Annotated in this window: 23 protein-coding genes; 4 read left to right on the top strand and 19 right to left on the bottom strand. The window is 65.8% G+C overall.

Annotated features, from left to right (window positions below; translation table 11 throughout):
• Positions 1-30 precede the first annotated feature (30 nt).
• The 6 genes from C3E99_RS01260 to C3E99_RS01235 all read right to left on the bottom strand — a co-directional run bounded on the left by C3E99_RS01260 (position 31) and on the right by C3E99_RS01235 (position 6,418).
• The gene (locus tag C3E99_RS01260; protein ID WP_158682039.1) at positions 31-2,385 is read right to left on the bottom strand and encodes a TonB-dependent receptor; all 2,355 of its coding nucleotides are present in this window, start codon (positions 2,383-2,385) and stop codon (positions 31-33) included.
• A 189-nt stretch (positions 2,386-2,574) separates the two neighbouring features.
• Positions 2,575-3,630, bottom strand: a complete 1,056-nt coding sequence (gene queA, locus C3E99_RS01255; protein ID WP_076073909.1) for a tRNA preQ1(34) S-adenosylmethionine ribosyltransferase-isomerase QueA — start codon at positions 3,628-3,630, stop codon at positions 2,575-2,577.
• A gap of 90 nt (positions 3,631-3,720) precedes the next feature.
• The gene (locus C3E99_RS01250) at positions 3,721-4,542 is read right to left on the bottom strand and encodes a peptidylprolyl isomerase (RefSeq protein ID WP_104959309.1); all 822 of its coding nucleotides are present in this window, start codon (positions 4,540-4,542) and stop codon (positions 3,721-3,723) included.
• Positions 4,543-4,634: 92 nt separating this feature from the next.
• Complete coding sequence (gene coaD / locus C3E99_RS01245; RefSeq protein ID WP_067108184.1) at positions 4,635-5,141, bottom strand: pantetheine-phosphate adenylyltransferase; 507 nt, start codon at positions 5,139-5,141, stop codon at positions 4,635-4,637.
• Positions 5,141-6,064: a polyprenyl synthetase family protein gene (locus tag C3E99_RS01240; RefSeq protein WP_076073906.1), complete on the bottom strand. Its 924-nt coding sequence runs from the start codon at positions 6,062-6,064 to the stop codon at positions 5,141-5,143. Before C3E99_RS01240 ends, coaD begins: the two co-directional genes overlap by 1 nt.
• 3 nt (positions 6,065-6,067) lie before the next feature.
• Positions 6,068-6,418, bottom strand: a complete 351-nt coding sequence (locus tag C3E99_RS01235) for an exodeoxyribonuclease VII small subunit (RefSeq protein ID WP_420877539.1) — start codon at positions 6,416-6,418, stop codon at positions 6,068-6,070.
• Between C3E99_RS01235 and C3E99_RS01230 the strand changes: the two genes are divergently transcribed.
• The 3 genes from C3E99_RS01230 (at position 6,417) to C3E99_RS01220 (ending at position 10,124) form a co-directional block, all read left to right on the top strand.
• Positions 6,417-7,073, top strand: a complete 657-nt coding sequence (locus C3E99_RS01230) for a hypothetical protein (protein ID WP_067181126.1) — start codon at positions 6,417-6,419, stop codon at positions 7,071-7,073. The genes C3E99_RS01235 and C3E99_RS01230 overlap by 2 nt on opposite strands.
• Positions 7,074-7,146: 73 nt before the next feature.
• Positions 7,147-9,387 carry a phosphoribosylformylglycinamidine synthase subunit PurL gene (gene purL / locus C3E99_RS01225; protein ID WP_076073901.1) on the top strand — a complete coding sequence of 747 codons (2,241 nt, stop codon included), beginning with the start codon at positions 7,147-7,149 and terminating at the stop codon, positions 9,385-9,387.
• Positions 9,384-10,124: a DUF72 domain-containing protein gene (locus C3E99_RS01220; RefSeq protein WP_076073899.1), complete on the top strand. Its 741-nt coding sequence runs from the start codon at positions 9,384-9,386 to the stop codon at positions 10,122-10,124. The genes purL and C3E99_RS01220 overlap by 4 nt, the downstream gene beginning before the upstream one ends.
• A 179-nt stretch (positions 10,125-10,303) precedes the next feature.
• On the opposite strand, the gene C3E99_RS01215 is transcribed toward C3E99_RS01220, so the two are convergent.
• Complete coding sequence (locus C3E99_RS01215; RefSeq protein WP_076073896.1) at positions 10,304-11,128, bottom strand: Coq4 family protein; 825 nt, start codon at positions 11,126-11,128, stop codon at positions 10,304-10,306.
• A 355-nt stretch (positions 11,129-11,483) separates the two neighbouring features.
• Between C3E99_RS01215 and C3E99_RS01210 the strand changes: the two genes are divergently transcribed.
• Complete coding sequence (locus C3E99_RS01210; RefSeq protein ID WP_076073893.1) at positions 11,484-12,743, top strand: DUF418 domain-containing protein; 1,260 nt, start codon at positions 11,484-11,486, stop codon at positions 12,741-12,743.
• Here C3E99_RS01210 and C3E99_RS01205 read toward each other — a convergent pair.
• The 12 genes from C3E99_RS01205 to C3E99_RS01150 all read right to left on the bottom strand — a co-directional run bounded on the left by C3E99_RS01205 (position 12,737) and on the right by C3E99_RS01150 (position 26,655).
• Positions 12,737-13,132 carry an Hpt domain-containing protein gene (locus C3E99_RS01205; protein ID WP_234002698.1) on the bottom strand — a complete coding sequence of 132 codons (396 nt, stop codon included), beginning with the start codon at positions 13,130-13,132 and terminating at the stop codon, positions 12,737-12,739. The two genes, C3E99_RS01210 and C3E99_RS01205, sit on opposite strands and share 7 nt — an antisense overlap.
• A 102-nt stretch (positions 13,133-13,234) precedes the next feature.
• Positions 13,235-13,456: a sulfurtransferase TusA family protein gene (locus C3E99_RS01200; RefSeq protein ID WP_076073890.1), complete on the bottom strand. Its 222-nt coding sequence runs from the start codon at positions 13,454-13,456 to the stop codon at positions 13,235-13,237.
• Positions 13,446-14,816, bottom strand: coding sequence for a ribosome biogenesis GTPase Der (gene der, locus C3E99_RS01195; RefSeq protein ID WP_076073887.1), 1,371 nt, complete (start codon positions 14,814-14,816; stop codon positions 13,446-13,448). Before der ends, C3E99_RS01200 begins: the two co-directional genes overlap by 11 nt.
• 42 nt (positions 14,817-14,858) lie before the next feature.
• A complete protein-coding gene (locus C3E99_RS01190; protein ID WP_076073884.1) occupies positions 14,859-16,196 on the bottom strand; it encodes an outer membrane protein assembly factor BamB family protein in 1,338 nt (445 codons plus the stop codon).
• Position 16,197: 1 nt separating this feature from the next.
• Positions 16,198-16,968 (bottom strand): tetratricopeptide repeat protein, encoded by a 771-nt coding sequence (locus tag C3E99_RS01185; RefSeq protein WP_076073882.1) that lies wholly within the window; start codon positions 16,966-16,968, stop codon positions 16,198-16,200.
• 146 nt (positions 16,969-17,114) lie between these two features.
• A complete protein-coding gene (gene panB / locus C3E99_RS01180) occupies positions 17,115-17,978 on the bottom strand; it encodes a 3-methyl-2-oxobutanoate hydroxymethyltransferase (RefSeq protein ID WP_067113598.1) in 864 nt (287 codons plus the stop codon).
• 379 nt (positions 17,979-18,357) lie between these two features.
• Positions 18,358-19,293: an aldo/keto reductase gene (locus C3E99_RS01175; protein ID WP_076073879.1), complete on the bottom strand. Its 936-nt coding sequence runs from the start codon at positions 19,291-19,293 to the stop codon at positions 18,358-18,360.
• Entirely contained in the window at positions 19,290-20,366 is a 1,077-nt protein-coding gene (locus tag C3E99_RS01170) for a glycerophosphodiester phosphodiesterase (RefSeq protein ID WP_104959308.1), read from the bottom strand. Before C3E99_RS01170 ends, C3E99_RS01175 begins: the two co-directional genes overlap by 4 nt.
• Before the next feature lie 338 nt (positions 20,367-20,704).
• A complete protein-coding gene (locus C3E99_RS01165) occupies positions 20,705-24,160 on the bottom strand; it encodes a TonB-dependent receptor domain-containing protein (protein WP_234002556.1) in 3,456 nt (1,151 codons plus the stop codon).
• A 453-nt stretch (positions 24,161-24,613) separates the two neighbouring features.
• On the bottom strand, positions 24,614-25,693 hold the full coding sequence (locus tag C3E99_RS01160) for a FecR family protein (protein ID WP_076073874.1): 1,080 nt from the start codon (positions 25,691-25,693) through the stop codon (positions 24,614-24,616).
• Complete coding sequence (locus tag C3E99_RS01155; RefSeq protein ID WP_067107213.1) at positions 25,693-26,235, bottom strand: RNA polymerase sigma factor; 543 nt, start codon at positions 26,233-26,235, stop codon at positions 25,693-25,695. The genes C3E99_RS01160 and C3E99_RS01155 overlap by 1 nt, the downstream gene beginning before the upstream one ends.
• Before the next feature lie 75 nt (positions 26,236-26,310).
• Positions 26,311-26,655, bottom strand: coding sequence for an ArsC family reductase (locus C3E99_RS01150; protein WP_076073868.1), 345 nt, complete (start codon positions 26,653-26,655; stop codon positions 26,311-26,313).
• Positions 26,656-26,710 lie beyond the last annotated feature (55 nt).

Raw genomic sequence — 26,710 nt, 5'->3', positions numbered from 1 at the left:
TTTCTCTTCCGACCCCGCCGCGCCGCCATGTCAGAAGGACAGGCTGGCGCGCACGCCATAGGTGCGGGGCGCCGCATAGCGGGCCGCCAATCCATTGCCGAGATTCGTTCCCATGCTTTCGATCGCCTTGAGGACCTTGCTGTTGGTGAGATTGTTGACGAAGCCGGTGATCGACCATGCCCCGCCGGGCGCTCCATAGGTCAGCAACACATCGAGCTTCGCATAAGGCGCGCGGCGATAATGCGAGGCCGTATATTGCTGAAGATACATGGCCCCTTGGTAAGACAGGCGCGCGGTCGAGGTGATCGTCCCGCCATTGGCGAGGTCGAGCTTGTGATCGAAGCCGCCCGTCGCCGTGAAGCGCGCCGCGTTCGGCATCCGTGCTCCGCTGAGGTCCACCGTCTGCGGCGTCAGGCTGGTGGCGAGATAGGGGTCATAGGGCGCGTCGGCATAATCCTCAAACGTCGCGTCCAGATAGGCAGCGCTGCCGCTGAGCCTGAATTGCGGCGTGATCCGCGCCTGCCATTCGAGTTCCAGCCCCTTCACCTGCGCGCGCGCGGCGTTGACGATGATGAAGCCGACGAGATCGGGCATGAGCTGGCTGACCTGAAGCCCCGAATAATCATAATAGAAGGCCGAAAGGTTGAGCTGGAGGCGGCGATCGAGCCATTCGGTCTTGGCGCCCACCTCATAGGCGGTGATCGTTTCGGCACCATAGGGCTTGTCGACCGCGGTGAAGGAAATGCCGCCGGGCTTGAAGCCCGTCGAAACCGAGCCGTAGACCATGGCGTCGGGGGCGACCTTCCAGTCGAGGCCCAGCTTCCACGTGACCTTTTCGAAGGTCGCCCGGTTACTGTCGTTGGTCAGCGCGGCCGCGGGGATGGCGAAATTATTATAGTTGGTCCGCCGCGCGAACTTGCGGTCGCGATTCCACCGCAGGCCACCGGTGATATTCAGCGCGTCGGTCAGCGGATAGGTCATCTGCCCAAACAGGGCGAGCGAGGCATTGTCGATCCTTTGTCCGACGACGATCGGGCCCGAGAATTCGGGCGGCAGCGTTACCCCCGGGCCGACCAGATTTTCCAGCGGCGGATAATGGATGTTGAGGATCTGCAATCCGCCGAAATTATCGCTGAGCGGCCCGCCGGTCGGCCGGTTCTCCTCGTCGAAATAATAGGCGCCCGCGACCCAATAGAGCCGCGACCCCGACGGCGACGCCAGCCGGACCTCGAGCGTCCTTTCGCGGGTCTTGCCCCGGAAATATTTCGTCCCGGCCGCGACGTTGGTGTAGTCGCTGTCGTAATGCTGGAAGATCGAATCCTCGATGATCGCGCCCAGAACGGTCAGATTGGCCGGCCCCGCATCCCAGTTCAGTTCCGCCGACACGGTCTTCTGCGTATTGCGGATACGGCTGGGGAAATCATAGGCAACTTCCCAGGGGTCGTTGCTGATCGGGATCAGGCCGTTCCGCTGGTAATAGCCGAGGTCGTAATTGCCCGCCTTGGGAATCCGGCCGAAACCCGTACCCGGAACCATCACATAGTCGGGATTCCGATCCCCCGCGCCTGGATTGGGCGCGCCGTCGGGCAACACGGCCGCATCGGCGATCAGCTTGCTCGCGCTGCCGACGCCGCCGCGCTTGAAATAATTGCCGCGCAGCAACAGTGACAGGCGGTCGCTCGGCTCGATCAGCAGTTGCAGCCGCATCGACAGATCATCTGCGTCGTCGAGATTCGGCAGGTTGTTGCCCGCCACATTGCGGGCATAGCCGTCGTGCTGGTCGCGAAAGATGCTGGCTCGCATCGCCATGACGTCGGTCAGGATCGGGACGTTGACGGCGAGGCCGCCGACAAAGGCGTCGTAATTGCCATAGGACAGCGTCGCCTCGCCGCCGAATTCGTTCATCCGCGGCCGCTTGCCGATGATGTTGACCGTGCCGCCGGTCGCATTGCGTCCGTAAAGCGTGCCCTGCGGGCCGCGCAGTACCTCGACGCGCTCGATGTCGAAAAAGGAGGCGTTGACCCCCTGCGGCCGCGCATAATAGATGCCGTCCTGATGAAAGGCGACGCCCGCCTCGCCGTTGAGCGTCACATTCTGGGCGCCGATGCCGCGTAGCGTGACGCGCGTGGCGTTCGGCGTGCTGACGTCGCCCGCGATATCGAGATTGGGAACGCGGTCGTTGAGACCGGCCATGCCGCTGATGCCGGAGCGCGTGACGTCATCGCCCGTCAGCACCGACACCGCGATCGGAGTATCCTGCAAATTGGTCGCGCGCTTTTCGGCCGTGACGACGATTTCATCCATGCCCGGCGCCGGATCGGCCGTCTGGCCAGCGGCATTTCCCGCCACCGCAAGACAGGACAGGGGCAGCAGAATTCCCCCCAACGACGACGCCCTTACAGCCATCACAGCCTCCCCTATTCCATTTTTATATGCGTATCGGAATTGCTGGGTGGCAGACCGGATTATATCATAATAATAAAAAAACGCGTCCTCGCTATTCCTCATTTGCATAATGATGGCGGCGCTATCCGGCTTCTCGCTGGATGCGGATGCGCCGGGACGGCTTTCGCCTTATCCAGCCGGCAGCAGCAGGCTGGAGTCGCCATAGCTGTAGAAACGATAGCCTTCCGCAATGGCATGGTCGTAGGCCGCGCGCATCGCGTCGAGCCCCATCAGGGCGCTGACCAGCATGAACAGCGTCGAGCGCGGCAGGTGGAAATTGGTCATCAGCCCGTCGATCGCCCGAAAGCGATAGCCGGGCGTGATGAAGATCGAGGTGTCGCCGGTGAACGGCTCGATCGTCCCGTCGGCGCGCGCCGCGCTTTCGAGCAGGCGCAGGCTGGTGGTGCCGACCGCGATCACCCGGCCGCCAGCGGCGCGCACCGCGTTGAGTCGCGCCGCGGCGTCGGCGTCGATGCATCCCCATTCGGCGTGCATGACATGGTCCGCCGTGTCGTCGGCCTTCACCGGCAGGAAGGTGCCCGCGCCGACGTGCAGGGTCAGCGTCTCGCTGGCGATCCCCGCCTCGCCGAGCGCGGCGAGCAGCGCCGGGGTGAAATGCAGCGCCGCCGTCGGTGCCGCGACCGCGCCGTCGGTCCGGGCGAACATCGTCTGATAATCGGCGCGGTCGGCCTCGTCGGTCGCGCGCTTGCCCGCGATATAGGGCGGCAGCGGCATCGTCCCGGCGCGGTCGAGCAGCAGTTCGACCGGCTCGTCCCCCTGAAAGGCAAGGACGAAGCTGCCGTCGGGCAGGCGCTGCTCGGCGACGGCGATCACGCCCGCGCCGAAATCGACCGTTTCCCCGACATGCAGCCGCTTCGCGTTGCGCACGAAGGCCTGCCAGCGGCGCAGGTCGACGCGTTTGTGCAGCGTCGCGCCGATCTTCGCCCCGGCGGCGCCATCTCTGTCACGGCCGCCGCGCACGCCTTCGAGCCGGGCGGGGATGACGCGCGTGTCGTTGAAGACGAGGCAGTCGCCGCGGCGCAGCCACGCCGGCAGGTCGCGCACCCCCGCGTCATGCAACCCCCTGCCCGCGACGACCAGCATGCGCGCCGCATCGCGCGGACGCGCCGGACGCAGCGCGATGCGATCGGGCGGCAGTTCGAAATCGAAGGCATCTACGCGCATCGGCTAAAGGCCGACAGCTTCGGAAGGATTCCCCTGTCCGTTCGTGTCGAGCGAACGGAATAAACCGGAGTCATCCTTCAAGGAAGCAGCTCAGCGCCCGATCGGCGCGTTGAGCTGGTCGGGCGTGATCTCCGCCGCGGGGGCAGAGGCGGGTGCCGGATCGGTCAGCATCGAGGCGGGCGGCATCGGCCGGTTGTCGGCGGCGACCGACGCCTGCACCATGCGCGACATCACCGCGGGCGGCTCGCCCTTGTGGATCGCGTCGACATATTGCATCCCCGACACGACGCGGCCAAAGACCGTATAGTGGCGGTCGAGCGCGAAGCGCGGCTGGAGCATGATGAAGAACTGGCTGTTCGCGCTGTCCTCGCTCTCGGCGCGCGCCATCGACACGGTGCCGCGCAGATGCGGCATCGGATTGAATTCGGCCTTCAGGTCGGGAAGCTGCGAGCCGCCCTGCCCGGTCGCGGTCGGATCGCCCGTCTGCGCCATGAAGCCGTCGATCACGCGGTGGAATTTCACCCCGTCGTAAAACCCCGCGCGCGCCAGTTGCTTGACGCGCTCGACATGCTGCGGGGCAAGGTTGGGATACAGCTGGATCACCACCCTGCCGCCGGTCGAAAGGTCGAGGTTCAGCATATATTCGGGGTTGCCGATATATTGATCGGGGGTCATCGCCGGTGCGGCCGGCGCTTCCGCCGCCGGGGCCGCATCGCCCTGCGCGGGTGCGGGAGCGGGGGCCGGCGTCGGAGCGGGCGCGGGGTCGATGGGCGGAACGGTTTCGCTTTCGGTCGGCGCGGGGGCCGGGGTTCCGTCGGGCGACGGCGCGGGCGGCGCCTCCTGCGCGACAGCCGACACCGCGAGACCGAGCGCCATGGCCGACAGGATCAGGGGGCGGAATGTGATGGTCATGCTGGATCGGCCTCTATCGTGGAATATCTGTGCGCCCCGCTTGCGCGCGACCTAGCGGGTAAAAGCTGAACGCTCAATGAGGAAGCGTTGCGTCATCCCTCACCCTGGCGCAGGCCGCGCTCGGCGATGCGCGCGACGACCGCATCGCGCACCGCGGGGGTGACGAACTTGTGGATCGCGCCGCCGAAGATCGCGATCTCCTTGACCAGCCGCGACGCGATCGGCTGCAGGCTGACATCGGCCATCAGGAAGACGGTCTCGACACGGTTGTTGAGCTGCTGGTTCATCCCCGCCATCTGATATTCATATTCGAAGTCGGCGACCGCGCGCAGCCCGCGGACGATGACGCTCGCGCCCTCGCGCTCGGCGAAGTCCATCAGCAGCGAGTTGAAGCCGACGACACGAATGTCGCCGCCCAGCGCCGCGACCTCGCCCCGGACCATCTCGATCCGCTCCTCGTCGTCGAACAGCGGCGATTTGGCGATGTTGGTGGTCACGCCGACGACCAGCCGGTCGACCAGCTTCGCCCCGCGCCGGATGATGTCCATATGCCCGAGGGTGATCGGGTCGAAGGTTCCGGGATAGACCCCAATCCGCATCAACGGTCCCTTTCCACAATATAGTGCGCGATTTCACGCAGCAGCCTGGCCTCGTCGCCGAAGCCCGCCAGATGGGCGGTCGCCTGATCGACGAGCAGGCTGGCCTGCGCCCGGGCGCGGTCGATTCCCATCAGGGTCACGAAGGTCTGCTTGCCCGCCGCCGCGTCCTTGTTCAGCGCCTTGCCCGCCAGTGCCTCGTCGCCCTCGACGTCCAATATGTCGTCGGCGATCTGGAAGGCGAGCCCGATGTCGCGCGCATAGGCGCGCAACGGTTTGCGCCCCTCGGGCGGAACGCGCGCGAGGATCGCGCCCGCCTCGACCGAAAAGCCGATCAGCGCGCCGGTCTTGAGCTGTTGCAGCCGCGTCACCGTCGGCAGGTCGAAGCTGATCGTCTCCGCCGCCAGGTCCATCATCTGCCCGCCCGCCATGCCCGCGGGGCCCGCCGCCAGCGCGAGTTCGCGCACCAGTTCGCTGCGCACGAAGGGGTCGGCATGCGTCGCCGGATCGACGAGCCATTCGAAGGCGAGCGCGTGCAGCGAATCGCCCGCGAGCACCGCCGTCGCCTCGTCATAGGCGCGGTGGACCGTCGGCTTCCCGCGCCGCACGTCATCATCGTCCATGCACGGCAGATCGTCGTGGATCAGCGAATAGACGTGCATCGCCTCGACCGCCGCGCCGACGCGCAACGACAGCGCGCGATCGACATGGAACAGGTCGCCCGCGGCACGGACGAGCAAGGGGCGCAGCCGCTTGCCGCCGCCCGTCGCGGCATGGCGCATCGCGCGATAGAGCCGCTCGCGCGGATCGGAGGGAATGGCCAGACGCCGGTCGAACAGGGCGTCGATCCCCGCCGCGACCTCTGCCTGCGCGGCGTGCAACAGCGACGCCTCTACCACGGTTTCGCCATCGGCGCGCGCGGCCATGGATCAGCTCTCGCCGAAGGGCGTGGTTCCCGCCGGCCGGCCGTCGGCACCGAAGCCGACCTGTTCGATCCGCGCCTGCGCGGCGGCAAGGCGCGCCTCGCAATGCGCGCGCAGCGCATGCCCGCGCTCGTAGAGCGCCACCGATTCCTCGAGGCTGACGTCACCGCTCTCGAGCCGCCGCACGATCGTTTCGAGCTCGCCCATCGCGGCCTCGAACGACAGCGACGCGATCTCGGGGGCCGGGGCCGGCGCGGCAGCGGGGTCGGGCGTGTCGGTCATCCCCCTGCTTTGGCGGCTCGCCCCCATGCGGTCAAGCTTGACGTCGCCCGGCACCGCGATAGGGTCGGGCCGCATGTTCGTCGGCCATTTCGCCCCGGCGCTGATCGTCGCCGCCCGCCCGCGCGCCGCCGGGCTCGGAACGCTGTTCGTCGCGGCGCAGCTTGTCGACATCGGCTTCGCGGCGCTGCTGATCCCGGGGGTGGAGGCGATGCGGATCGCGCCCGGCATCACCGCGATGAACCCGATGGACCTTTACCACATGCCCTATACGCATAGCCTGCTCGGCGCGGGATTGTGGGGATTGCTGTTCGGCCTGATCGTCTGGGCCGCGACGCGGCGGCGCGAGGCGGCGATCGGCGCCGCGATCGTCGTCGTGTCGCACTGGTTCATCGACCTGCTCGTCCACATCCCCGATCTCACGCTGTTCGGCGCGCCTCCGAAGATCGGGCTTGGCCTGTGGAACCATCCGCTGGTCGCGATGCCGCTGGAGGTCGCGCTGGTCGGCGGCGCTCTCGCTTATTACGCCAGCCGCACGCGCGACCCGGCCGGAAACGGCCGCCTGTGGGCGCTCGCCGCGCTGCTTGCGCTGGTCCAGGCCATCAACTGGTTCGGGCCGCAGGAAAGCGCCTATTCGCTCGCGATCCCCGCGACGATGCTCTTCGCCTACGCGCTGCTGTCGCTCGCCGCCTGGTGGGCGGGACGGACCCGCGCGCCGCTTTCCCATAGCTGAGGCGGCATCTTGTGAGCGGTGCCGGCGATATTGGGGTCTGTTCCTATCGCGCCGGCCCGGCTAAAGGCGCGCCATGACCCAGTCCGCCGTAGCCCCCTCGCCCGCTATCACCCCCGAAATCGTCGCCGAGCACGGCCTGTCGCCGGAGGAATATCAGCGTGTCCTGAACGCCCTCGGCCGCGAGCCGAATCTCGTCGAGCTCGGCATCTTCTCGGTCATGTGGTCCGAGCATTGCAGCTACAAGAGCTCGCGCATCCACCTGAAGAAGCTGCCGACCGAAGCGCCATGGGTGATCTGCGGTCCCGGCGAGAATGCGGGCGTGATCGACATCGGCGAAGGGCCGGGCGGCAAAAAGCTCGCCGCCATCTTCAAGATGGAGAGCCACAACCACCCGTCGTATATCGAACCCTATCAGGGCGCGGCGACCGGGGTCGGCGGCATCCTGCGCGACGTCTTCACGATGGGCGCGCGGCCGGTCGCGAACCTCAACGCGCTGCGCTTCGGCCGTCCCGACCATCCGAAGATGAAGCATCTAATATCGGGCGTCGTCCGCGGTATCGGCGGATACGGCAATTGCGTCGGCGTCCCCACGGTCGGTGGCGAGGTCAATTTCCACAAGGCCTATGACGGCAATATCCTGGTCAACGCGATGACCGTCGGCGTCGCCGAGCAGGACAAGATCTTCTATTCGGCCGCAAGCGGCGTCGGCAATCCGATCGTCTATGTCGGGTCGAAGACGGGCCGCGACGGCATCCACGGCGCGACGATGGCATCGGCGGACTTCGGCGAGGATGCCGAGGAGAAGCGCCCGACCGTTCAGGTCGGCGATCCGTTCACCGAGAAGCTGCTGATCGAGGCGTGCCTCGAACTGATGGCGTCGGACGCGATCGTCGCGATCCAGGACATGGGCGCCGCGGGGCTGACCAGTTCGTCGGTCGAGATGGCGTCGAAGGGCGGGGTCGGCCTCCACCTCAGGATGGACGACGTGCCGCAGCGCGAAGCCGGCATGACAGCCTATGAGATGATGCTGTCCGAAAGCCAGGAACGCATGCTGATGGTGCTGAAGCCCGGCAAGGAAGCCTTCGCGGAGGCGATCTTCCGTAAGTGGGAACTCGACTTCGCCGTGATCGGCACCGTCACCGACACCGGCCGCATGGTGCTGGAGCATCATGGCGAGATCGTCTGCGACATCCCGCTCGCGCCGCTCGCCGACGACGCGCCGCTCTATGACCGGCCGCACGTGCCGACGCCGAAGCAGGCCGAGCTTGCGAATGTCCCCGAAACGCAGGACGTCGCGGCGGACCTCAGGACGCTGATGGGCAGTCCCGACATCGCGTCGCGCCGCTGGATCTGGGAGCAGTATGACAGCCAGGTCGGCGCCGATACGGTGCAGACCGGCGGCGACGCGGCGCTCGTCCGCATCCACGGCACGAACCGCGCGCTCGCGATGACCACCGATTGCACCCCGCGCTATTGCCATGCCGACCCGGTCGAGGGCGGCAAGCAGGCGGTGGCCGAGACGTGGCGCAACATCACCGCGGTCGGCGCGACGCCGCGCGCGATCACCAACTGCCTGAACTTCGCCAATCCGCAACGGCCCGAGATCATGGGCCAGATCACCGGCTGTCTCGACGGCATGGCGCAGGCGTGCCGCGCGCTCGACTATCCGATCGTGTCGGGCAACGTCAGCCTCTACAATGAATCGAAGGCGACCGGTGGCGGCAGCGCGATCCTGCCTACCCCCGCGATCGGCGGCGTCGGCGTCATCGACGACCTGAGCAAGGCCGTCGGCATCGGCTTCAAGCGCACCGGCGACATCGTCCTCGCGGTCGGCGAGCGGATGGGCCATCTGGGCCAGTCGATCTGGCTGCGCGAGATTCACGGCCGCGAGGAAGGCCCGCCGCCGCCGGTGGACCTGAAGGCGGAAAAGCGCACCGGTGACTTCATCCGCCATGCGATCAACCAGGGCTGGATCACGGCCTGCCACGACGTGTCGGATGGCGGCGTCGCCGTCGCGCTCGCCGAAATGGCGCTCCGGTCGGATATCGGCGTTCTGGTGAGCGAGGAACAGCCCTTCGGCATCGCCGAAAGCTTCTTCGGCGAGGATCAGGGGCTCTACATCGTCACCGTCTGCGACACGTGCCTCGCCGACTTCCTCGACGCGGCGAACCGCGCCGACGTACCGGTCGACCCGCTCGGCCGCACGATCAGGGACCGCATCGTGTTCGAGCTTCCGGAGAGCGACCACCAGGTCACGCTCGCGGAACTGCGCGAAGCGCACGAGGGCTTCTTCCCGAAGCTGATGGAAGGGTGAGCATCCACGTCGGCATCGGCGGATGGACCTATGAGCCGTGGCGCGGCACCTTCTACCCGCCCGGCCATCCGCAGAAGCGCGAACTCGAATATGCCGGCCGGCATCTGACCGGGCTGGAGATCAACGGCACCTATTACGGCAGCCAGAAGCCCGAAAGCTTCGCCAACTGGGCGGCGGCGGTGCCCGACGGCTTCCGCTTCAGCGTCAAGGCGTCGCGCTTCGCGACCAATCGCAAGCTGCTCGCCGACGGCGCGGCGTCGGTGGAGAAATTCCTGACGCAGGGGCTGACCCGGCTCGGCGACCGGCTCGGTCCGATCCTCTGGCAGTTCATGGCGACGAAAAAGTTCGACCGCGACGATTTCGCACGCTTCCTCGATCTGCTGCCCGCGACGCAGGACGGTCTGCCGCTGCGCCATGCGCTCGAGGTGCGGCACGAAAGCTTCCGCGATCCGGCGTTCGTCGACCTTGCACGCGAACGGAACATGGCGATCGTCTTCGCCGACAGCGAAGAATTTCCCTGCATCGACGAGGATACGGCCGATTTCACCTATGCCCGCCTGCAGCGAACGGTGGAGAGCGAACCTGCCGGCTATGACGAGGCGGCGCTCGACGGCTGGGCCGACCGCGCGCGCGACTGGGCGAAGGGCGGGCGCGACGTCTACCTCTTCTTCATCGCCGGCGCGAAAGTCCGCAACCCCGCGGCAGCGCAGGCGCTGATCGCGCGGCTGGAGAGCTGACGCTCGTTTACCATCTACGGCTGGATCGTCATCGACTTTGGATGAATCAATATAGTGTTCCCGCGCAGGCGGGGAGCCAGAGCGGAAAAGTGCACGTTCGTGTATAACGCTCCGGGTCCCCGCCTGCGCGGGGACGCGTCACTATAACTTTCTCCGGTCCAGTCCTACCGGCGACGGAGTCAGGCCGCCTTCGCCAGTTCCGGCTGCGCGGGTGCCGCGGCGGTTTCGGTCGCCTTCGTCCCCAGCAGGTCATAGGGGTCGATGCCGTCGGCGCGCATCATCGCATGGACCTGCTTGTAGATCGTCGGTTCGACGATCCCCAGCCGCTTGCGCGCCGCCTCGATCGGCTCGGCGAGCAGCGCCTCGATATCCTGATGCGCGATGTGCCGCGCGGCGCGGCCGTTACGCTGGCCTTCGCGCACCGCCGCATAGATGGGATAGCGACGACCGAAGCCCTTGCGGATCTCGCGCGCGCCGGCCCAGGCGATGAACAGCGTGCCCCAACTCGGCGTCTGGCTGTAGGAGAAGGCGAGCACGCACTGTTCGCCCAGCGCGTCGCGGCCATAGCCGGTCAGGATGTGCGACAGGTCGTGCGTGTCGCGCAGCCGGTCGCCGAATACCTCCATCATGTCATCGTAGCGCGGCTTTTTCTCGCGGAATTTCATCGATTCGTCGACGAGGCCCTGCGCGGTCAGCCCCTCGCGCTCCATGAAATCGACATAGACGCGCCCGACGGTTCCCTCGGGCAGGGCCTTCAACCGGTCGTGATCGTCGAGCAGCGTCGGCAGATAGGGGCGCTCGGCCAGAACCTTCGCCCCCACCGCGGTCGCAAAGAACGCTTCGACCGACCGCGTGAAGCGATTGTCGCGCAGCGCGTCGATGATGTGGAACACCTGTTCGGTGTCCTCCTTGTCGGCGATCAGCTTGCGGAAATGGTGCCACGCCTTCAGCGGGCGGAACCCGGTGTCGGCACGGTCGGGATGGCAAAGGGGAAGAGCGGTCATGGCGAATCTCTCATGCTTCGGCTTCGTGGCTCGCAATAGCATTATTGACATACATGTCAATAGGTGTCGCCTGTTCCCGTCACCCCGGATCAAGTCGGCAATTATCCCTTTTCGACAAGGAGCTGTTCCCCGACGAAAGCCGGGGTCCAGATGGCACAGCGCTGCTTCACATGGACCCCGGCTTTCGTCGGGGAACAGCTCCTGACTTGCCTGAAGGACATATATGCCGACCAGGTCCGCAGTGACGAAGAGGCAGGCGCCTTCAAAACCAAAGGGCGTTGCCACCGCGCCGAGAGGGATATGATCCCGAAGCGAATGCCCTATAGCCTTCCGGCGGGACGCAGCGGAGGCGCGAATGGAGAAGCAGGACGGCGCATCGGCGCAGCGGCTGGTCACGCTCGACGCGCTGCGCGGCTTCGCGGTGATGGGCATATTGGCGATGAACATCGTCGCCTTCGCAATGCCCGAGGCGGCCTATATTTCGCCGAAAGCCTATGGCGGGGAGACGCCGGCCGATCTGGCTGGCTGGGCGATCGGCTTCATCCTCTTCGACGGCAAGATGCGCGGGCTGTTCTCGATCCTGTTCGGGGCGAGCATGCTGCTGATCGTCGAGCGCGCAAGGGCGTCGGGACAGGATGCCGCGACGGTGCATTACCGGCGCATGGCGTGGCTCGCGGTGTTCGGGTTCGCCCATTATCTCTTCCTCTGGTGGGGCGACATATTGTTCCTCTATGCGTGCATCGGTTGCATCGCCTTCGCCTTTCGCGACTGGGAGGCGCGGCGGCTGATCCGCTGGGCGGTCGGGCTGTTCGCACTCGGCACGCTGTTGATGACGTTGCTCTTCGGCGCGCAGCTCGTTCTCGCGCAGGCAGCGGACGATTCCGGCGCGTCGGCGGCGATGGCCGCGGCGGGGCGCGACGTGATCGCCGGATATGCGGGGCTTGGCGATGCGGTCGACGCCGAACTGGCGCTCTATCGCGGCGGCTATCTGCCGATCCTCGCCGAGCGGCTCGGCCATGCGGACACGCCGTTGCTGATGGTGCTGATGAGCGCGCTCGAAACGCTGCCGCTGATGATGATCGGCATGGCGCTGCTGCGCAGCGGCTTCCTTGCGGGGCGCTGGGAGTCCGCCGCCTATCGCCGCACGGCGCTCCGCTGGCTACCGCCGGGACTGCTGCTGACGATAGTGCTGGCATGGGTCCAGTGGCGCGGCGGGTTCGATTATCTGCTGTCGCTTAACATCTTCCTCGCTTGGGCGCAGCCCGCACGGCTGATGATGACGATCGGCTATGCCGCGCTGCTGGTCCTGCTGATCCGGCGTCATGCCGCGTGCGGCTGGATCGCCCGCATCGCGGCGGCGGGGCAGGCCGCCTTCTCCAACTACATCGGCACCAGCCTCGTGATGACGAGCCTCTTCTACGGCTATGGCCTCGGGCTGTTCGGCACGGTCGGGCGCCTGCCGCTCTATCTGTTCGTGATCGGCGCCTCGGCGCTGATGCTGCTATGGTCGAAGCCGTGGCTCGCGCGCTTCCGCTACGGGCCGCTCGAATGGCTGTGGCGCAGCCTCGCACGCGGGGCCGTGCAGCCGATGCGGCGGGCGTCCCCGGCTCAGTAGCCGACGGCGCGGCCGAAGCTCGGGCGGCCGCGCTGGACGAGCGGATTGGCCTCGCGCTCCAGCGCCGCCAGCGTTTCCTCGAACAGCGGGCGCAGCGTGACGACGCGCGGCAGATATTCCTCGGGGCTGATCTGCGCCTCGACGCAGTGGCGCGCGAACATCTCTATATCCTCGGCCAGCGTGCCCAGCCGCTCGCCGCCGAACTGACGCGCCTCGCTCTTCAGCGTGTGCGCGGGCATGACGAGCCCGCGCGCGTCGCGGGCGCGCATCGCCTCTTCGATCGCGGCGACCGACTTGATGCCGTCCTCGCGGAAATAGCCCAATATGCGGATGAACGCCGCGCCCAGCTGGGTGCGCGTCGCGCGGAATTCATTCCAATCGACCAGCATCTCGTCCAATGTTCCGTCCCTTGGCATGCAATTCGGCCGGTGGTCCCGAAGCCTGCATGCCAAAAGGCGGTTAATAGGCGGTTACGGCGGCGGACGGCTGGTTCAGCGCGTCACCATCCAGCGTCCCGAACCGGACGCGCCCGGGTCGGCGGCGAGCGTCCACCCCTGTTCGGCGGCGAGCGCGGCGACCTCCCGCTCCGCCTTCGGATCGTCGGCTATCAGCAGCACCTGCGCCTCGGCCCGCATCGCGCGCGCCAGCCGCAGCGCCGGCCAGGGGCAGCGCATCCCGCGCGCGTCGACGACGACGGGCGCCTCAATCGTCATAGGGATTGCGCGTGTTGCGGAAGTTGAGCCGGATCGGCACCCCCTGGAACCCCAGTTCCTTGCGCATGCCGTTGGTCAGGTAGCGCTGGTAGCTGGCGGGCAGGGCGTCGGTGCGGCTGCCGAAGACGACGAAGGTCGGCGGCCGCGTGCGCGCCTGGGTGATGTAGCGCAGCTTGATCCGCCGGCCCCCCGGCGCGGGCGGCGGATTGGCGGTGACCGCACCCTCGAACCAGCGGTTCAGCTTCGCGGTCGACATGCGGCGTGTCCAGATGTCGCGCTGTTCGAAGGCGACACGGACGAGCGTGTCGATCCCCTTGCCCGTCGCGCCGGAGATGCTGAGCAGCGGCACGCCCTTGACTTGCGACAGCCCGTCGTCGAGCGCCGTGCGCACGCCGTTGAACAGCGCCGACGGATTTTTGGCGACGTCCCATTTGTTGAGCGCGACGATCAGCGCGCGCCCTTCCTCCAGCACCCGGTCGGCGATGCGCAGGTCCTGCGCCTCGAGCCCCTTCGTCGCATCGAGCAGCAGCACGACGACCTCGGCGAAATCGACCGCGTGGAGCGCGTCGGCGACCGACAATTTCTCCAGCTTGTCCTGCACCTTCGCGCGCTTGCGCATTCCTGCGGTGTCGAACAACTGGATCGGATGGACTTCGCCGTCCTTTTCCCATTGCCAGTCGACGCGGATCGAATCGCGCGTGATCCCCGCCTCGGGCCCGGTGATCAGCCGGTCCTCGCCGATCATGCGGTTGATCAGCGTCGACTTGCCCGCGTTGGGCCGCCCGACGATCGCGAGCTTGAGCGGGCCGAGCGGCTCCTCGTCATCCTCGCTGGTTTCGGCTTCCTCGGCTTCCATGAACGGTTCGACGATCGGGCGCAGCGCGTCGAACAGGTCGACCAGCCCCTCGCCATGTTCGGCGCTGAGCGCGATCGGGTTTTCGAAGCCGAGCGCATAGGCCTCCATCAGCCCCGCCTCGCCCTGCTTGCCCTCGGCCTTGTTCGCGCAGAGGATGATCGGCGTGTCCTCGCTGCGCAGCCAGCGGGCGATCTCTTCGTCGAGCGGCGTCACGCCGGCGCGCGCATCGATCAGGAACAGCGCGGCATCGGCCTCGCGCACTGCCTTTTCGGTCTGGACGCGCATCCGGCCGGGCAGCGTCGCGGCGTCCTGATCCTCGAACCCCGCGGTATCGACGATGCTGAACGTCAGGCCGAGCAGTTGCCCGTCGCCCTCGCGCCGGTCGCGCGTCACCCCCGGCTGATCGTCGACAAGCGCGAGCCGCTTGCCGACGAGCCGGTTGAACAGGGTCGACTTGCCGACATTGGGCCGGCCGACAATGGCGATCGTTGCGGATCGCGCCATCTGCTTATCCTATCATGCGGGGCCGCGCGGCGCCCCATCCCGTCATCGCCAGGCGGTGATCTGTCCGTCGTCCGCCAGAATATACAAGATATTGTTGGCGACCACCGGCGTCTGCGACAGCGGCGACTTGAACTCGGTCGAGGCGAGCAGCGAGCCGTCGGTAGGCGAATATTCGGCGAGCGTGCCCTCGGTATTGACCGCGATCAGCCTGCCGCCGGCGAGGATCGGTCCGGTCCAGCGGATCGGGTCCTTCTTCTTCTTGTCGGTCTCGACGCGGAAACGCGCAAGCTGCTGAATCCAGCGCACCTTGCCCGAACCGCGCGCGACGCACAGCAGCTTGGCATCGTCGGTCATCGCATAGACCCACTCGCCGACGACATAGGGGGTCGAGATGCCGGCGATCGAGATTTCCCAGGTCCGCTGGCCGGTGACGAGCTCATAGCTCGCCATGCGGCCACCCTGCCCGAGCGCGAAGACGCGGCCGCGATCGATCACCGGATCGGCATCGACGTCGGACAGCGTCGACACCGACAGCGCCATCGAGGTGCGCGCGAGCGCATCCTCCCACAGGTCGCGGCCGTTCTCGTAGCGATAGGCCTGCACCTCGCCCGACGAGAAGCCGGCGACGATCGTGCCCTGCCCCGCCGCGGGAGAGGCGGCGCCGAAGACGCTGCCGGGTTCGAGCGACGCGGTCGCCTGCCACTGCACCGCGCCGTCGGCGGCACTGAGCGCGATGATCTGATTATCCTGGCTGATGACGTAGACGCCGCCGAAGGCGATGGTCGGCGCGCCGCGCAGCGGACCGGCCGGCTTCACCTTCCAGATCACCGACCCGTCGGCGGCGTTGAGCGCCGCGACATCGCCCGACCCGCTGGTCGCATAGACGACCGAGCCGTCGACCGCGGCACCGCCGCCGAACAGCGAATCCTTGTAATCCTTGCCCGTGCTGCCGATCGGCGTGCGCCACAGCGAGGCACCGGTGTCGGCCGCGAAGGCCGAGACGACCGCGTCAGTATCGACGACGAACAGGCGATTGTCGGCGATGACCGGCGACGCGGCGAGGCGCTGCTTCTTGGTGCTGCCGGCGATGCTGGCCTGCCACAGTCGCGCGCGGGTCGCGCCCAGCGCGACATGGCCCATCGCCTTCGAGGCGTTGCCGCCCGACTGCGCCCAGCTTGCGTTGACGACGGGCTCGGGGAGCACCACCGCGATCTCCGCGGTCGCCGGATCGACCTTGATGCTGTTGTCGTTCGACAGGATCGACACCCGCTCGCCGACCGTCGGCGTCTTGGGTCCGCCCTTGTCCTTGAACGCGCCGCAGCCCGACAGGGGCAGCGCCAACAGGGCCGCGCAGAGAATATAATGCCGCTTCTTCAGCATATTATTTGGTTTCCTCAGTCTTTTCGGTTGCCGCCGTCTGCGACCCGGCGGCGTCCTTGCGATCCTTGTCCGCGCTTTCGCCGGCACGGTCGGTGACGGCATCGACGCCCAGCATGCCCGCCATCTGCACCGCGCGCGACTGGAGCGATTTCGGTACGTCGGGCAGCTTGGCGACACGGCCATAGAGTTCGCCCGCCCGATCGTACTGGCCGAGCTGATAATAAGCGATGGCGCTGAGTTCGGCGGCGCTGGCGAACCAGCTCGACGCGGGGTCCTTCGCCTCGACCAGCGGCTTCATGCGGTCGATCACCGCCTGCGGCTTCAGCGTGTCGAATTCGAGCGCGGTCTGGCGAAGCAGCGCGGCGTTGCGCAGCGCCGGGTCGATCTTCTTGTCGCCCGCGACCTTCGCCATCAGCGCGGCAGCGCCCTTGCGGTCGCCGGCCTGCGCCTTGATGTTCGCCTGCTGCATCAGCGCGGCCGAGCGATAGGCGGGACTGCCCTCCGCGACGATCGTCTCGAGATCCTTCGCCGCGGCGTTCGGCTGGCTCGCCGCCGCCTTTTCAAAGGCCGCGACCAGCGCTTCGGCCTGCTCGCCGCGCTGCACCTGCTGCGCGTGGCCCCAATAGAGCCAGCCGCCGAAGGCGACCAATGCCGCGACGATCGCGCCGATGATCCACCAGCCATAGCGCCGCCAAAGCGTGTCGAGCCGGTCCTTGCGGACCGCCTCGTCGACTTCCAGCAAAAAGGCGGCATTGTCCGGGCTCAGGGCCAATCAAACCTCCATCGTCTCGCTACGGGCGCGGGGCGCATGGCCCGCCGGTCGCTTTCCTTAGCGGCGAGGCCCGGAAAGGCCAAGCGATTCACTCACCCGGCCGCGGCGGCGCTCCGCCGGGCTGCGCCGCGCCCATTCGTCCGGCCTCAACCGGCGTAGATCTGTTCGGATGTCGGGAATGAACGGGACCTGACTTGCTCGGCATAGTCCCGGACCGCGCCGTCGATGACGCTCGCCATGTCGCTGTAGCGCTTCACGAAGCGCGGCACGCGCTCGAACATGCCGAGCATGTCGTCGGTGACGAGCACCTGACCGTCGCACTGCGCGGAAGCGCCGATGCCGATCGTCGGGCAGGCGACCTTGTTCGTGATCTCGATCGCGATCGATTCGAGCACGCCCTCGATGACGATCGAGAAGGCGCCGGCCTTCGCCACCGCGACCGCGTCCTCGACGATCGAGCGCGCTTCCTCGTCACTCTTGCCGCGCACGCCATAGCCGCCGAGGATGTTGACCGCCTGCGGCGTCAGGCCGACATGCCCCATCACCGGAATGCCGCGCTGGGTCAGGAATTCGATCGTCGGGGCAAGCACCTTGCCCCCCTCGACCTTCACCGCGGCGGCGCCGGTTTCCTTGAGCAGGCGCGAGGCGTTGGCGAACGCCTGCTCGGGGCCGGCCTCATAGCTGCCGAAGGGCATGTCGACGATCACCGCGGCATGATAGCTGCCCCGCACCACCGCGGCGCCGTGCAGCGCCATCATCTCCATCGTCACCGCGACGGTATGCGGCAGGCCATAGATCACCTGCGCGAGCGAATCGCCGACCAGCAGCATGTCGCAATGCGGATCGAGAAGCTGCGCCTGGCGCACCGTATAGGCGGTGAGCATGACGATCGGCTCGCCCCCCTTGCGCTGGCGGATGCGCGGCACCGTCAGGCGCTTCATCGGCTGCGGCGTCGGGTTGGCGCGACTGGTCGAGGTGTCGAGGGTGAGCGTCTTGGGGAGCGTGGACATGGGACGGGAGCCTAGCGATTTATGTTGCGCTGCGAAAGACAGAGTTTCGTCGGGAGGCAACGCAACTCGAACAGGCGGTATGCCGTCTCCCCTCCCGCTCGCGGGAGGGGCAGCAAGGCTAGAGCATGATGACATGAGTTGGAATCGTCATTGCGAGGAGCGAAGCGACGCGGCAATCCAGAGTATGCGCAATCCGCCCTGGATTGCTTCGCTTCGCTCGCAATGACGAGTGGGTCAATCCAATGTGGAAGCTTGCGAACTCGTTTGCCAGCCGCAGCGGGGCGGGCCTTCGCGACGGCGCCGACCCCCCCCCCGCCCCCTCCCGCAAGCGGGAAGGGAGACAGACAGTCGCACGCCGTCCCCCGTCCGTTGCCGCTCCTCAGGCCCCCGCTTCGGTCAGCGCGGCCAGTTGTTCGCCGGTCAGCCGCAGCGCCATGCTGTCCATGATGTCATCGAGCTGCGCGACCGTAGTCGCGCTGGCGATCGGTGCGGTGACGCCCGGCTGCGCCGCCACCCAGGCGAGCGCGACCTGCGCCAGGCTGGCGCCCGTTTCGGCGGCGATGCGATCCATGACCGCGAGTACCGCGGGCCCCTTGCCCGCCATATAGGCCTTGGCCTTGTAGCCGCGCGGGCTCTGGCCGAGATCGTCGGCGCTGCGATATTTCCCCGACAGATAGCCGGCGGCGAGGCTGTAATAGGGAATGACGCCGAGCCCCTCGGCGATGCAGAGCCGCTGGAGCGCACCTTCATATTGCGCGCGGTCGAGCAGATTGAGCTCGGGCTGCATCGCGGTGAAGCGCGGCAGCCCCTTCGCATCGGCGACGCGCAGCGCCTCGCCCAGCCGTTCGGCCGAATAGTTGGACGCGCCGATCGCGCGCACGATCCCCGCGTCGCGCAATTCGCCGAACGCGCCCAGCACCTCGTCGAGCGGCACGTCGGGATCGTCCTGGTGCGCGAAATAGAGATCGATCGCGTCGACCCCCAGCCGGTCGCGCGAGCTCTGCGCCGCCGCGCGAACGGCATCGGGGCGCAGGCCGCCCTCCCCCATCCCGACCTTGGTGGCGATCAGCACCCGGTCGCGCGCGCCGCTTTCGCGGAGCCATGCGCCGATCATCGCCTCGGATTCGCCGCCCCGATGCCCTGGCACCCACGCCGAATAGACGTCGGCGGTGTCGATCATGCTGCCGCCGCGCGCCGCAAAGCGGTCGAGAATCGCGAAGCTCGCCGTCCGGTCGGCGGTCCAGCCGAAGACATTGCCGCCGAGTACGAACGGCCGGATCGACAGGCCGCTTTTGCCCAGTGCGCGTTCGGTCATCGTGACGCTCCTTCCTTCACCGCGGGCACCGCCTCGCGCGGGTTGTCGCTGAACAGCCCGTCGATCCCCGTCGCCAGATAGGCGGCGATCTCCGCCGCCAGGTCGCCGTGCCCCGCCGGATTGATCCCGCTCTTGTCGCCCAGCGGCAGGAAATAATTCTCGCGGCGGAAGGTCCACGGATGCACCTTCAGCCCCGCCGCATGGGCATCGCGGACGAGCGACGTCGGATCGCCCAGCGTGCCCAGCGCGCCGCGCGGGATGACCATCGCCTTGTTCGGCCCGATGCCGTCGGCATAGGCGGCGACCGCCTTCAGCCCCGCGGGCGACGCCATCGCGGCATAGCTCGTCCGCGGGTCATCGGCGGGCCCGCCCTCATCGTCCATCAGCTGGATTAGCGGCAGGTCGCTCTTCGCGCGGATCGCCTTGAGATTGCCGACCTCGAAGCTCTGGATGAACACCGGCGCCGTTCGGCCGCGATAACCGTATTTTTCGAGCAGCGCGAGCAAGGGCGCCTCGTGCGGCAGACCGATCGCGGCGAAATAGCCCGGATGCTTGGTCTCGGGATAGACGCCGACCGGATGGGTGCGCTCCATGTTCACGCGCGCGAGAAGGTCGAGAATCTCCTCGAAGGTCGGAACCTCGAACTTGCCGTCGTTGGCAGTGCCGCGCAGCCGCGGAATGCGCTCCTTCGCGCGCAGCGTCTTGAGTTCGGCGAGGGTGAAATCCTCGGTGAACCAGCCCGTGACGTCCTTGCCGTCGATCCGCCTGGTCGCCTTTCGATCCGCGAACTCTGGACGGTCGGCGACGTCGGTGGTCTCCGAAATCTCATTCTCGTGCCGCGCGACGAGCACGCCGTCCTTCGTCAACACCAGGTCGGGCTCGATGAAATCGGCCCCCTGCTCGATCGCCAGTTCATAGCTCGCCAGCGTATGCTCGGGTCGCTCACCCGACGCACCGCGATGCGCGATGACGATCGGCGGTTGGCCGTCGAGGGTGGGCACCGCCGCCATCGGCTCAGCGGCACAGCCGGCGGGCAAAAGCAACGCCAGCACGGCGGCGTACCAGCGCCTCATGCCGCAAGGCGGGCCTGCCGGTCATCGGCGGCGAGCAGCGGGAGCCTGACCACGTGCGGAAAATAGGCCGAACGCCGCCGCCTTGGCCAGCGGTTTTCGGGGTCCGGAGGAAAAAGTTTCACGTGCGGGCGCGGGCTTCGCCGCGCCCATCCCGCTCTTCGTCATGCTGAACCTGGTTCAACATCATGGTCCGCGCTTTCGTTGAGCGCCGCGTCCCGAGCATGATGGCACTGGGTCAATCCAAAGTCATCGGAGTGTAAAAAGACCGGGCCGACGTCGGCCTGGGAGTGAGCACGACATCGACCCGAGGTTTCCCCAGTGGAGTGGGCGGAGAAGATTTAGAACTTCATCGATGCGTTAAACCCGATGATGCGCGGGTCCGGCGTGAACACGTTGGTCGTCAGGCCATTGTCATCGCTGTTCACGAAGAACCCCGTGATCGGCATTTTCTTGAACAGGTTCTTGACATAGAGCTGAAACGAGAGACCCGATTCCGGCCTGGTCAGCATGACGGCGACGTTCATATTGTCCCACGCCCGCAACCTGTCGAACTCCGTGTTGTAAACCCGGCCGAAGCTTTTCGACTGGAAATAATAGTCGCCGCGGAAGGTCAGTTCCCAATCGCCGCCTTCGAGGAAGAATGTATATTGCGAACCGATATTTGCGGTCAGGCGCGGCGCGTTGGGCAGCTCATTCCCCTCGAGGTCCGCATAAAATCCGCGGCCACCATTGGGCGCGCCGCTCGACCCCCCGATCCAGGCTTCGGGATTGGCGGGATCATAGGGCACGAGCGCACCGACAGTTGCGGGATTATAGGGCGCCAGCGGATCATAGGTGAAACCATAGGCCGGATTTACAAGCACGTTCCCCCGGTTGGGATTCCAGTAATTGAGGGTACCGACCCTGACCGGCCTGGCGGGATTCCAGCTGCCAAAACGGTCCGCGCCCGGGCATAGGGTGGCCAAAACTTGTGCGGTGGTTCCCGGCGACGGAGGTATCAACTTACCAGCCTCCACGCGCAACAGCTGTTCCACCAGGGCGCGCGGGGCGATGCAGTTGGACGGCACCTGCAGCCAGGGCCGTAGCACGACCCAATCGGGGTCGCCCTGCGTCCGGTCCATCACGTCGATCGATTGCGCGCCCTTGCCCAATCGTGTCCGGAGATAGCCCAGATTGCCATCGACCCTGAAAGCACGCGACGGGCGCCATGCCGCCTCCAGTTCCAGGCCCCAGCTCGTCGCATTGAAATTCTCATTATAGGCAATACGGTCGACGATCTGCGAAACCTGAAAATCCTTGTAATCATAGAAAAACCCAGTGGCGTTCAATGTGAAGCGGCCGCCGTTGAAGCTATGTTTCATGCCCACTTCCAAGGCATTGACATATTCCGGACGGAAGGTCTGCGGCAGGAATTGGAACTGCACCACATTCGGGTTGAAATCGATTCTAGGCGGATTTACGCCGCCGCCCTTATAGCCACGGGATATCGAGGCATAGATGAGGCTGTCGTCGGTGAAGCCGATATCCGGCTTCCAATCGAGCACCACGCGCCCAGTGAATTTCCCCCATGACTGATTGATATCATCCTGAGCGGGATAGCCGCTGTTGACACGACCACCAGTGATATCTCCAATAAACTGGGAACCATATGGATCATCAGGGCCACCGTTAGCTACGGTACTTGGATTATTCCTTCCTCCACCCAATAATAGCTGACTGGGAATTTGATCTGCTTTTTTCTTATCCTTTGTATAACGAACGCCAACGGTTAATTTCAAATTATCATTGATGTTATGATATAATTCACTGAAAAGTGCTCTCGATTTAATACGAACACCGTTCTGGCTAAGAAAGTAATTGTGACCCTGATTGTTTAAACTGTCGATTTGGTTAGGATCAACATAGGGACATTCTCGATCTTCATTGCCCAATTCGCAGGGCCGTAATACCCATCCATAACCAGCAAAACCAGGTGCAGCAGCTATAGTTGGTGCCCTACTATATTGCCACTGAGCGATATAGGTGAACATATTGTTGAAGACATAATAATCGTCCTGCGATTTGAAATCGAGATAATTGGCACCGACCAGGAAATTGAGCGGCCCGTCAAAACTGGATTGAAGGCGGAATTCCTGGGACCATTGCCGGTTTCTCGACCGGCTCAAATCCGCCGACACCATGCGATCCGAACAGCCCAATTGTGGATCGCAATACACACCGCCCGGTGTCGGCCCCGGAAATTCTTCCGAATCAATCAATCTCGAACCTGCATACATAGGCGGAGCTGAGCTATCCGCAAACATCGGTTCCGTAAGGAACCGGTTATAATCCTGCGATGAATAGAAGCGATCACGGGAATAGGCGGTTTGCGAGATAAATTGCAGGGTTTCGGACGGCTTATATTCCCAGTTGAACTGGACGACATCATTTTTGGCACGGAATATCGGATCCCAGTTGGATTCGATTTCCCGCAAGTTCCTGGATTGCATACCGCCGCCCATCGGATCAGCGGTGACCGCGCGTACAGGAATCTGCGTACGGCCCTCCAACCGATTTCCGACAGTCAAATAATAATGTGGAAAGTAAAGATAAACGAGCGCATTGCTATTGGGCTTGCCAAAGGCCGCATCGTCATAAAGCGATCCGGGCAGGCACCCCTGGCCGATACGGCCGCGAAGACTGAGGTCGGTAATTTCCACATCGCCAATTCGGTCGATTCCGGGATCGGTCGTGCACAATTGCTTGGCCGACCGCGACCGATTGTCGTCTTCCGAAAAATGCTGCCAGATGACATTGGCCTTGAAACGGTCGCTGGGCTCCCACTGGGCCGACACGCGCGTCGACCACAGGTCGCGCCCGTTGATGCGGGTGCCGAGGAAGTTGTTGTAATCGAAACCGTCGCGCTTGGTCCACGCGCCGGCGGCGCGAACGGCCAGCGTGTCGGACAGCGGCACGTTCAGCATCCCGCTGAGGCGCGTCGTGCTGTAGTTGCCGACTTCGCCCTTCACTTCCCCCGCGAAGGCGCGCGTGTCGGGAAGGGCGGGAATCATGTTGACGACACCGGCCGTCGCATTGCGGCCATAGAGCGTGCCCTGCGGCCCGCGCAGCACTTCGATACGCTGCATGTCGAAGAATTCGGCTTCGAACAGGCGATTGCGGACGAGCGGCGTTGAGTTGAAGCTGACGGCGACCGCCGGATCGCTCGTTGCGGAAATGGACTGCGTCCCGATCCCGCGGATCGAGAAATTATACATGCTGAAATTGGTCTTGGTGAAACTGACGTTCGGGACGGCGCGCAACAACTCCGCCCCGCCTTCGATCTTCAGATCGTCCAGCCGGTTCGACGACAGCGCCGTCATCGCGATCGGCACGTCGATGATCTTCTCTTCCTTCCGCTGCGCCGTGACGACAATTTCCGACCCATCGTCGATCTCGTTGCGCGCGGCGGGCGGCGGGGTCGCGGCGCGTTCGACGACATAAGCTCCCTGCGCGGTATGGCGGGCGCGCAGGCCGCTTCCCCGCAAAGCCGCGTCCAGCGCCTGACCGGCGGTCAGCGCGCCGCGCACCGCTGGGGCGTTGCGTCCCCGCACGTCGCCCGCCTGAAAGACGACCTCACTGCCGGTCTGCCGCCCGATCTGGGTCAGCGTGTTCGCGAGCGCCTGCGCCGGAATGTCGAGTTGCTTCGCTTCGGCCGCCTGCGCCTGCGCCGCGCCGGCCGCGCTCACCGCCAGCGTGGCGACCCCCAGATACATCGCCGCCTTGAACGAAAATGCGGTGCGTGTAGCGAATGCCATGCTTGCCCCTCCCTCTGTGATGCTCCGCGCCGGTTGACGGCGTCGGACATCAGAACGTGAGCGGGCGAAAAATCCGCATCGGAAATGTGCAGAAAATTTCCGCACAGCCCGCAGTGCTGCCTTACCGTAGCGTCATGGCGCTCCTTCTCTCAGTCCCTCCGCTTCGCATTCTCCCTCCGTCGTCACCCTGAACTTGTTTGGGATATATACCCTTCAGGCAAGCTAGGAGCTGTTCCCCGGCGAAAGCCGGGGTCCAGATGGCACGGCGCTGCCCCGCATGGACCCCGGCTTTCGCCGGGGAACAGTTCCTTGTCGAAAAGGGATAATTGCCAACCTGTTTCAGGGGCCATCGCCTGCCCTCGAATAAACGCGGCCTTGAAGGAGAGGCCTGGCCTTGGATGCCGAAACAAGTTCAGCATGACGGAAGAAGAGAGACCGGTTGCGGGCGAGAGATCAACGCCCGGCGCGCAATTCGACCCCACCGTCGGGCAGCGAGCGCTGGCGGACAGGCAGAAGCTCGCCGACGATGGCGGCGAAGCGTTCGGGGCTGCCGGTGCGGAACACGCCGCTGACGCGCAGATTGCCGGTCGCGGGATCGTCGATGACGAGTTGCTTGCCCGAATAGCGGTTCATTTCGGCAACGGCCTCGGCCAGCGTCGCGTCGTTGAACTCGACGAAGCCCTCGCGCCAGCGAAGCTGCTGGTCGATGTCGGCCTTGAACTTCACGGGCCGCGCGCCGTCGGACACGAGCAGCGCCTCGCCGGGGGCGAGAACGGCGGGGATCATGACAGGCGCATCGGCGGCGGGCCGATCCTCGCCCTCGTCAACGACGACCTTGCCCTCGACCAGCGTGACCTTCATGCGGTCGGAGTCGAGCAAGCGGACCTCGAAGATCGTGCCGAGCGCGGTGACCTGCTTCGCGCCCGCCTGAACGACGAAGGGACGATGCGGGTCCTTCGCGACCTCGAACAGCGCCTGCCCGCGCAGCAGGCGGACGAGGCGGCGGTCGGCGACGTAGCCGACGCGGATCGCGCTGTCGGTGTTGAGGGTGATCGCGCTGCCGTCGGCAAGGCGGACGGTGCGGCGCTCGCCCCTGGCGGTGGCGAACTCGCCGCTGTCGGGTGCCTTGGGGGCGGCGGCGGTCGCCGGGACGGATCGGGCCGCGACCTGCGGGGCGTCGGTCTTCTGACCGAACGGCAGATAATCGGTGCCCAGCGCGACCGCCGCGAGCAGCGAGGCCGCGATACCGACGCCGATCCCGGCCCACAGGCCGCGCCGCGGTTCCTTCCCGGCCGCGAGCGCCGAGGCGCGCAGGGCGTCCAGCGCGGGGTCATCCGGCACGCTGTCGAACAGGTTCCATGCGGCTTCGGCCTTGGCGAAAGCGGCGGCGTTCGCGGCCGATTCCGCGCGCCAGGCGTCGAACTCGTCCTGTTCCTCTGGGCCGAGCGGTCCCGCGTCGATGCGGACGAGCCACGCGGCGGCGGCCTCGTCGGGCGCCAGTCCGCGCAGGGTCGAGGGAAAGGGGATTGTCATCACTCGAAGTCGATCCTTCGCATGATGTGGGTGATGGCGCGCTGCATATGCTTCTCCACCGCGCTCACGGATATTCCGAGCCGCTTCGCTATGTCGTTCAGGCGCATGCCTTCGAGCCGTCTCAGCACAAATATCACCCGGGTCCGTTCCGGCAGTTCGAGCAGCACGGCGGTCGCCCGCGCAAGCTGTTGCCGATCCATCAGAACGTGCTCGGGCGAGAAATCCGCACCCCCATGCCGATTTTGATCGAATGGTTCGTGGGCGTCCGAATGGCGCGTCACTTTCTTGCGCAGATGATCGGTCAGGACGCTGCTGGCGGTCTCGAACACATAGGCGCTGAGATTCTGGCGTTCGAGTTCGGAGGCGCCGCCGCGCTTGATAAGGCGCTCGAACACCTCCTGCACCATGTCCTCCAGATCGGCGCGGTCGCGCGTGCGGCGGCCGAACCAGCTGAGCAGCGAGCGGCGGAAATCGCGGTCGAGCCGGTCGAGCGCCGCCCTGTCTTCCTCGCTATATTCGTATCGGCGTTGTCGTCTGACCATGTCCCTCACCCTCGCGCGCGAGGATGATTCACAATTTCCATGGCCGCAAGACGGGTTGTGGGTGGACGGGGTCCGCTACAGCGCCTGCTCCCATTCGGCCGCGTCGAAGCCCAGCAATACCCCGCCATCATGGACCACGACCGGGCGTTTGATGGCCGAGGGATTCGCGATCATGATCGCTATCGCCTTCGCGGCGTCCAGATCGGCTTTCACCTCGTCGGGCAGTTTCCGGAACGTCGTGCCGGACCGGTTGAGCAGCTTTTCCCAACCGAATCGGCGGGTCCAGTCCTCCAGCTGGTCGGCGTCGACGCCGCTTTTCTTGTAATCGTGAAACGCATAATCGACGCCGCGATCCGCAAGCCAGGCGCGAGCCTTCTTGACGGTGTCGCAGTTGGGAATCCCGAATAGGGTGACGGGCATTTTCACACCTTCAAATTTCGAATCGGAACAGCGCGTTATTTAATCTTCAGCGTTG

It is taken from the genome of Sphingopyxis sp. MG (assembly GCF_002953155.1).
Lineage (GTDB): Bacteria > Pseudomonadota > Alphaproteobacteria > Sphingomonadales > Sphingomonadaceae > Sphingopyxis > Sphingopyxis granuli.
This window is presented reverse-complemented; position numbering and strand designations above follow the sequence as displayed.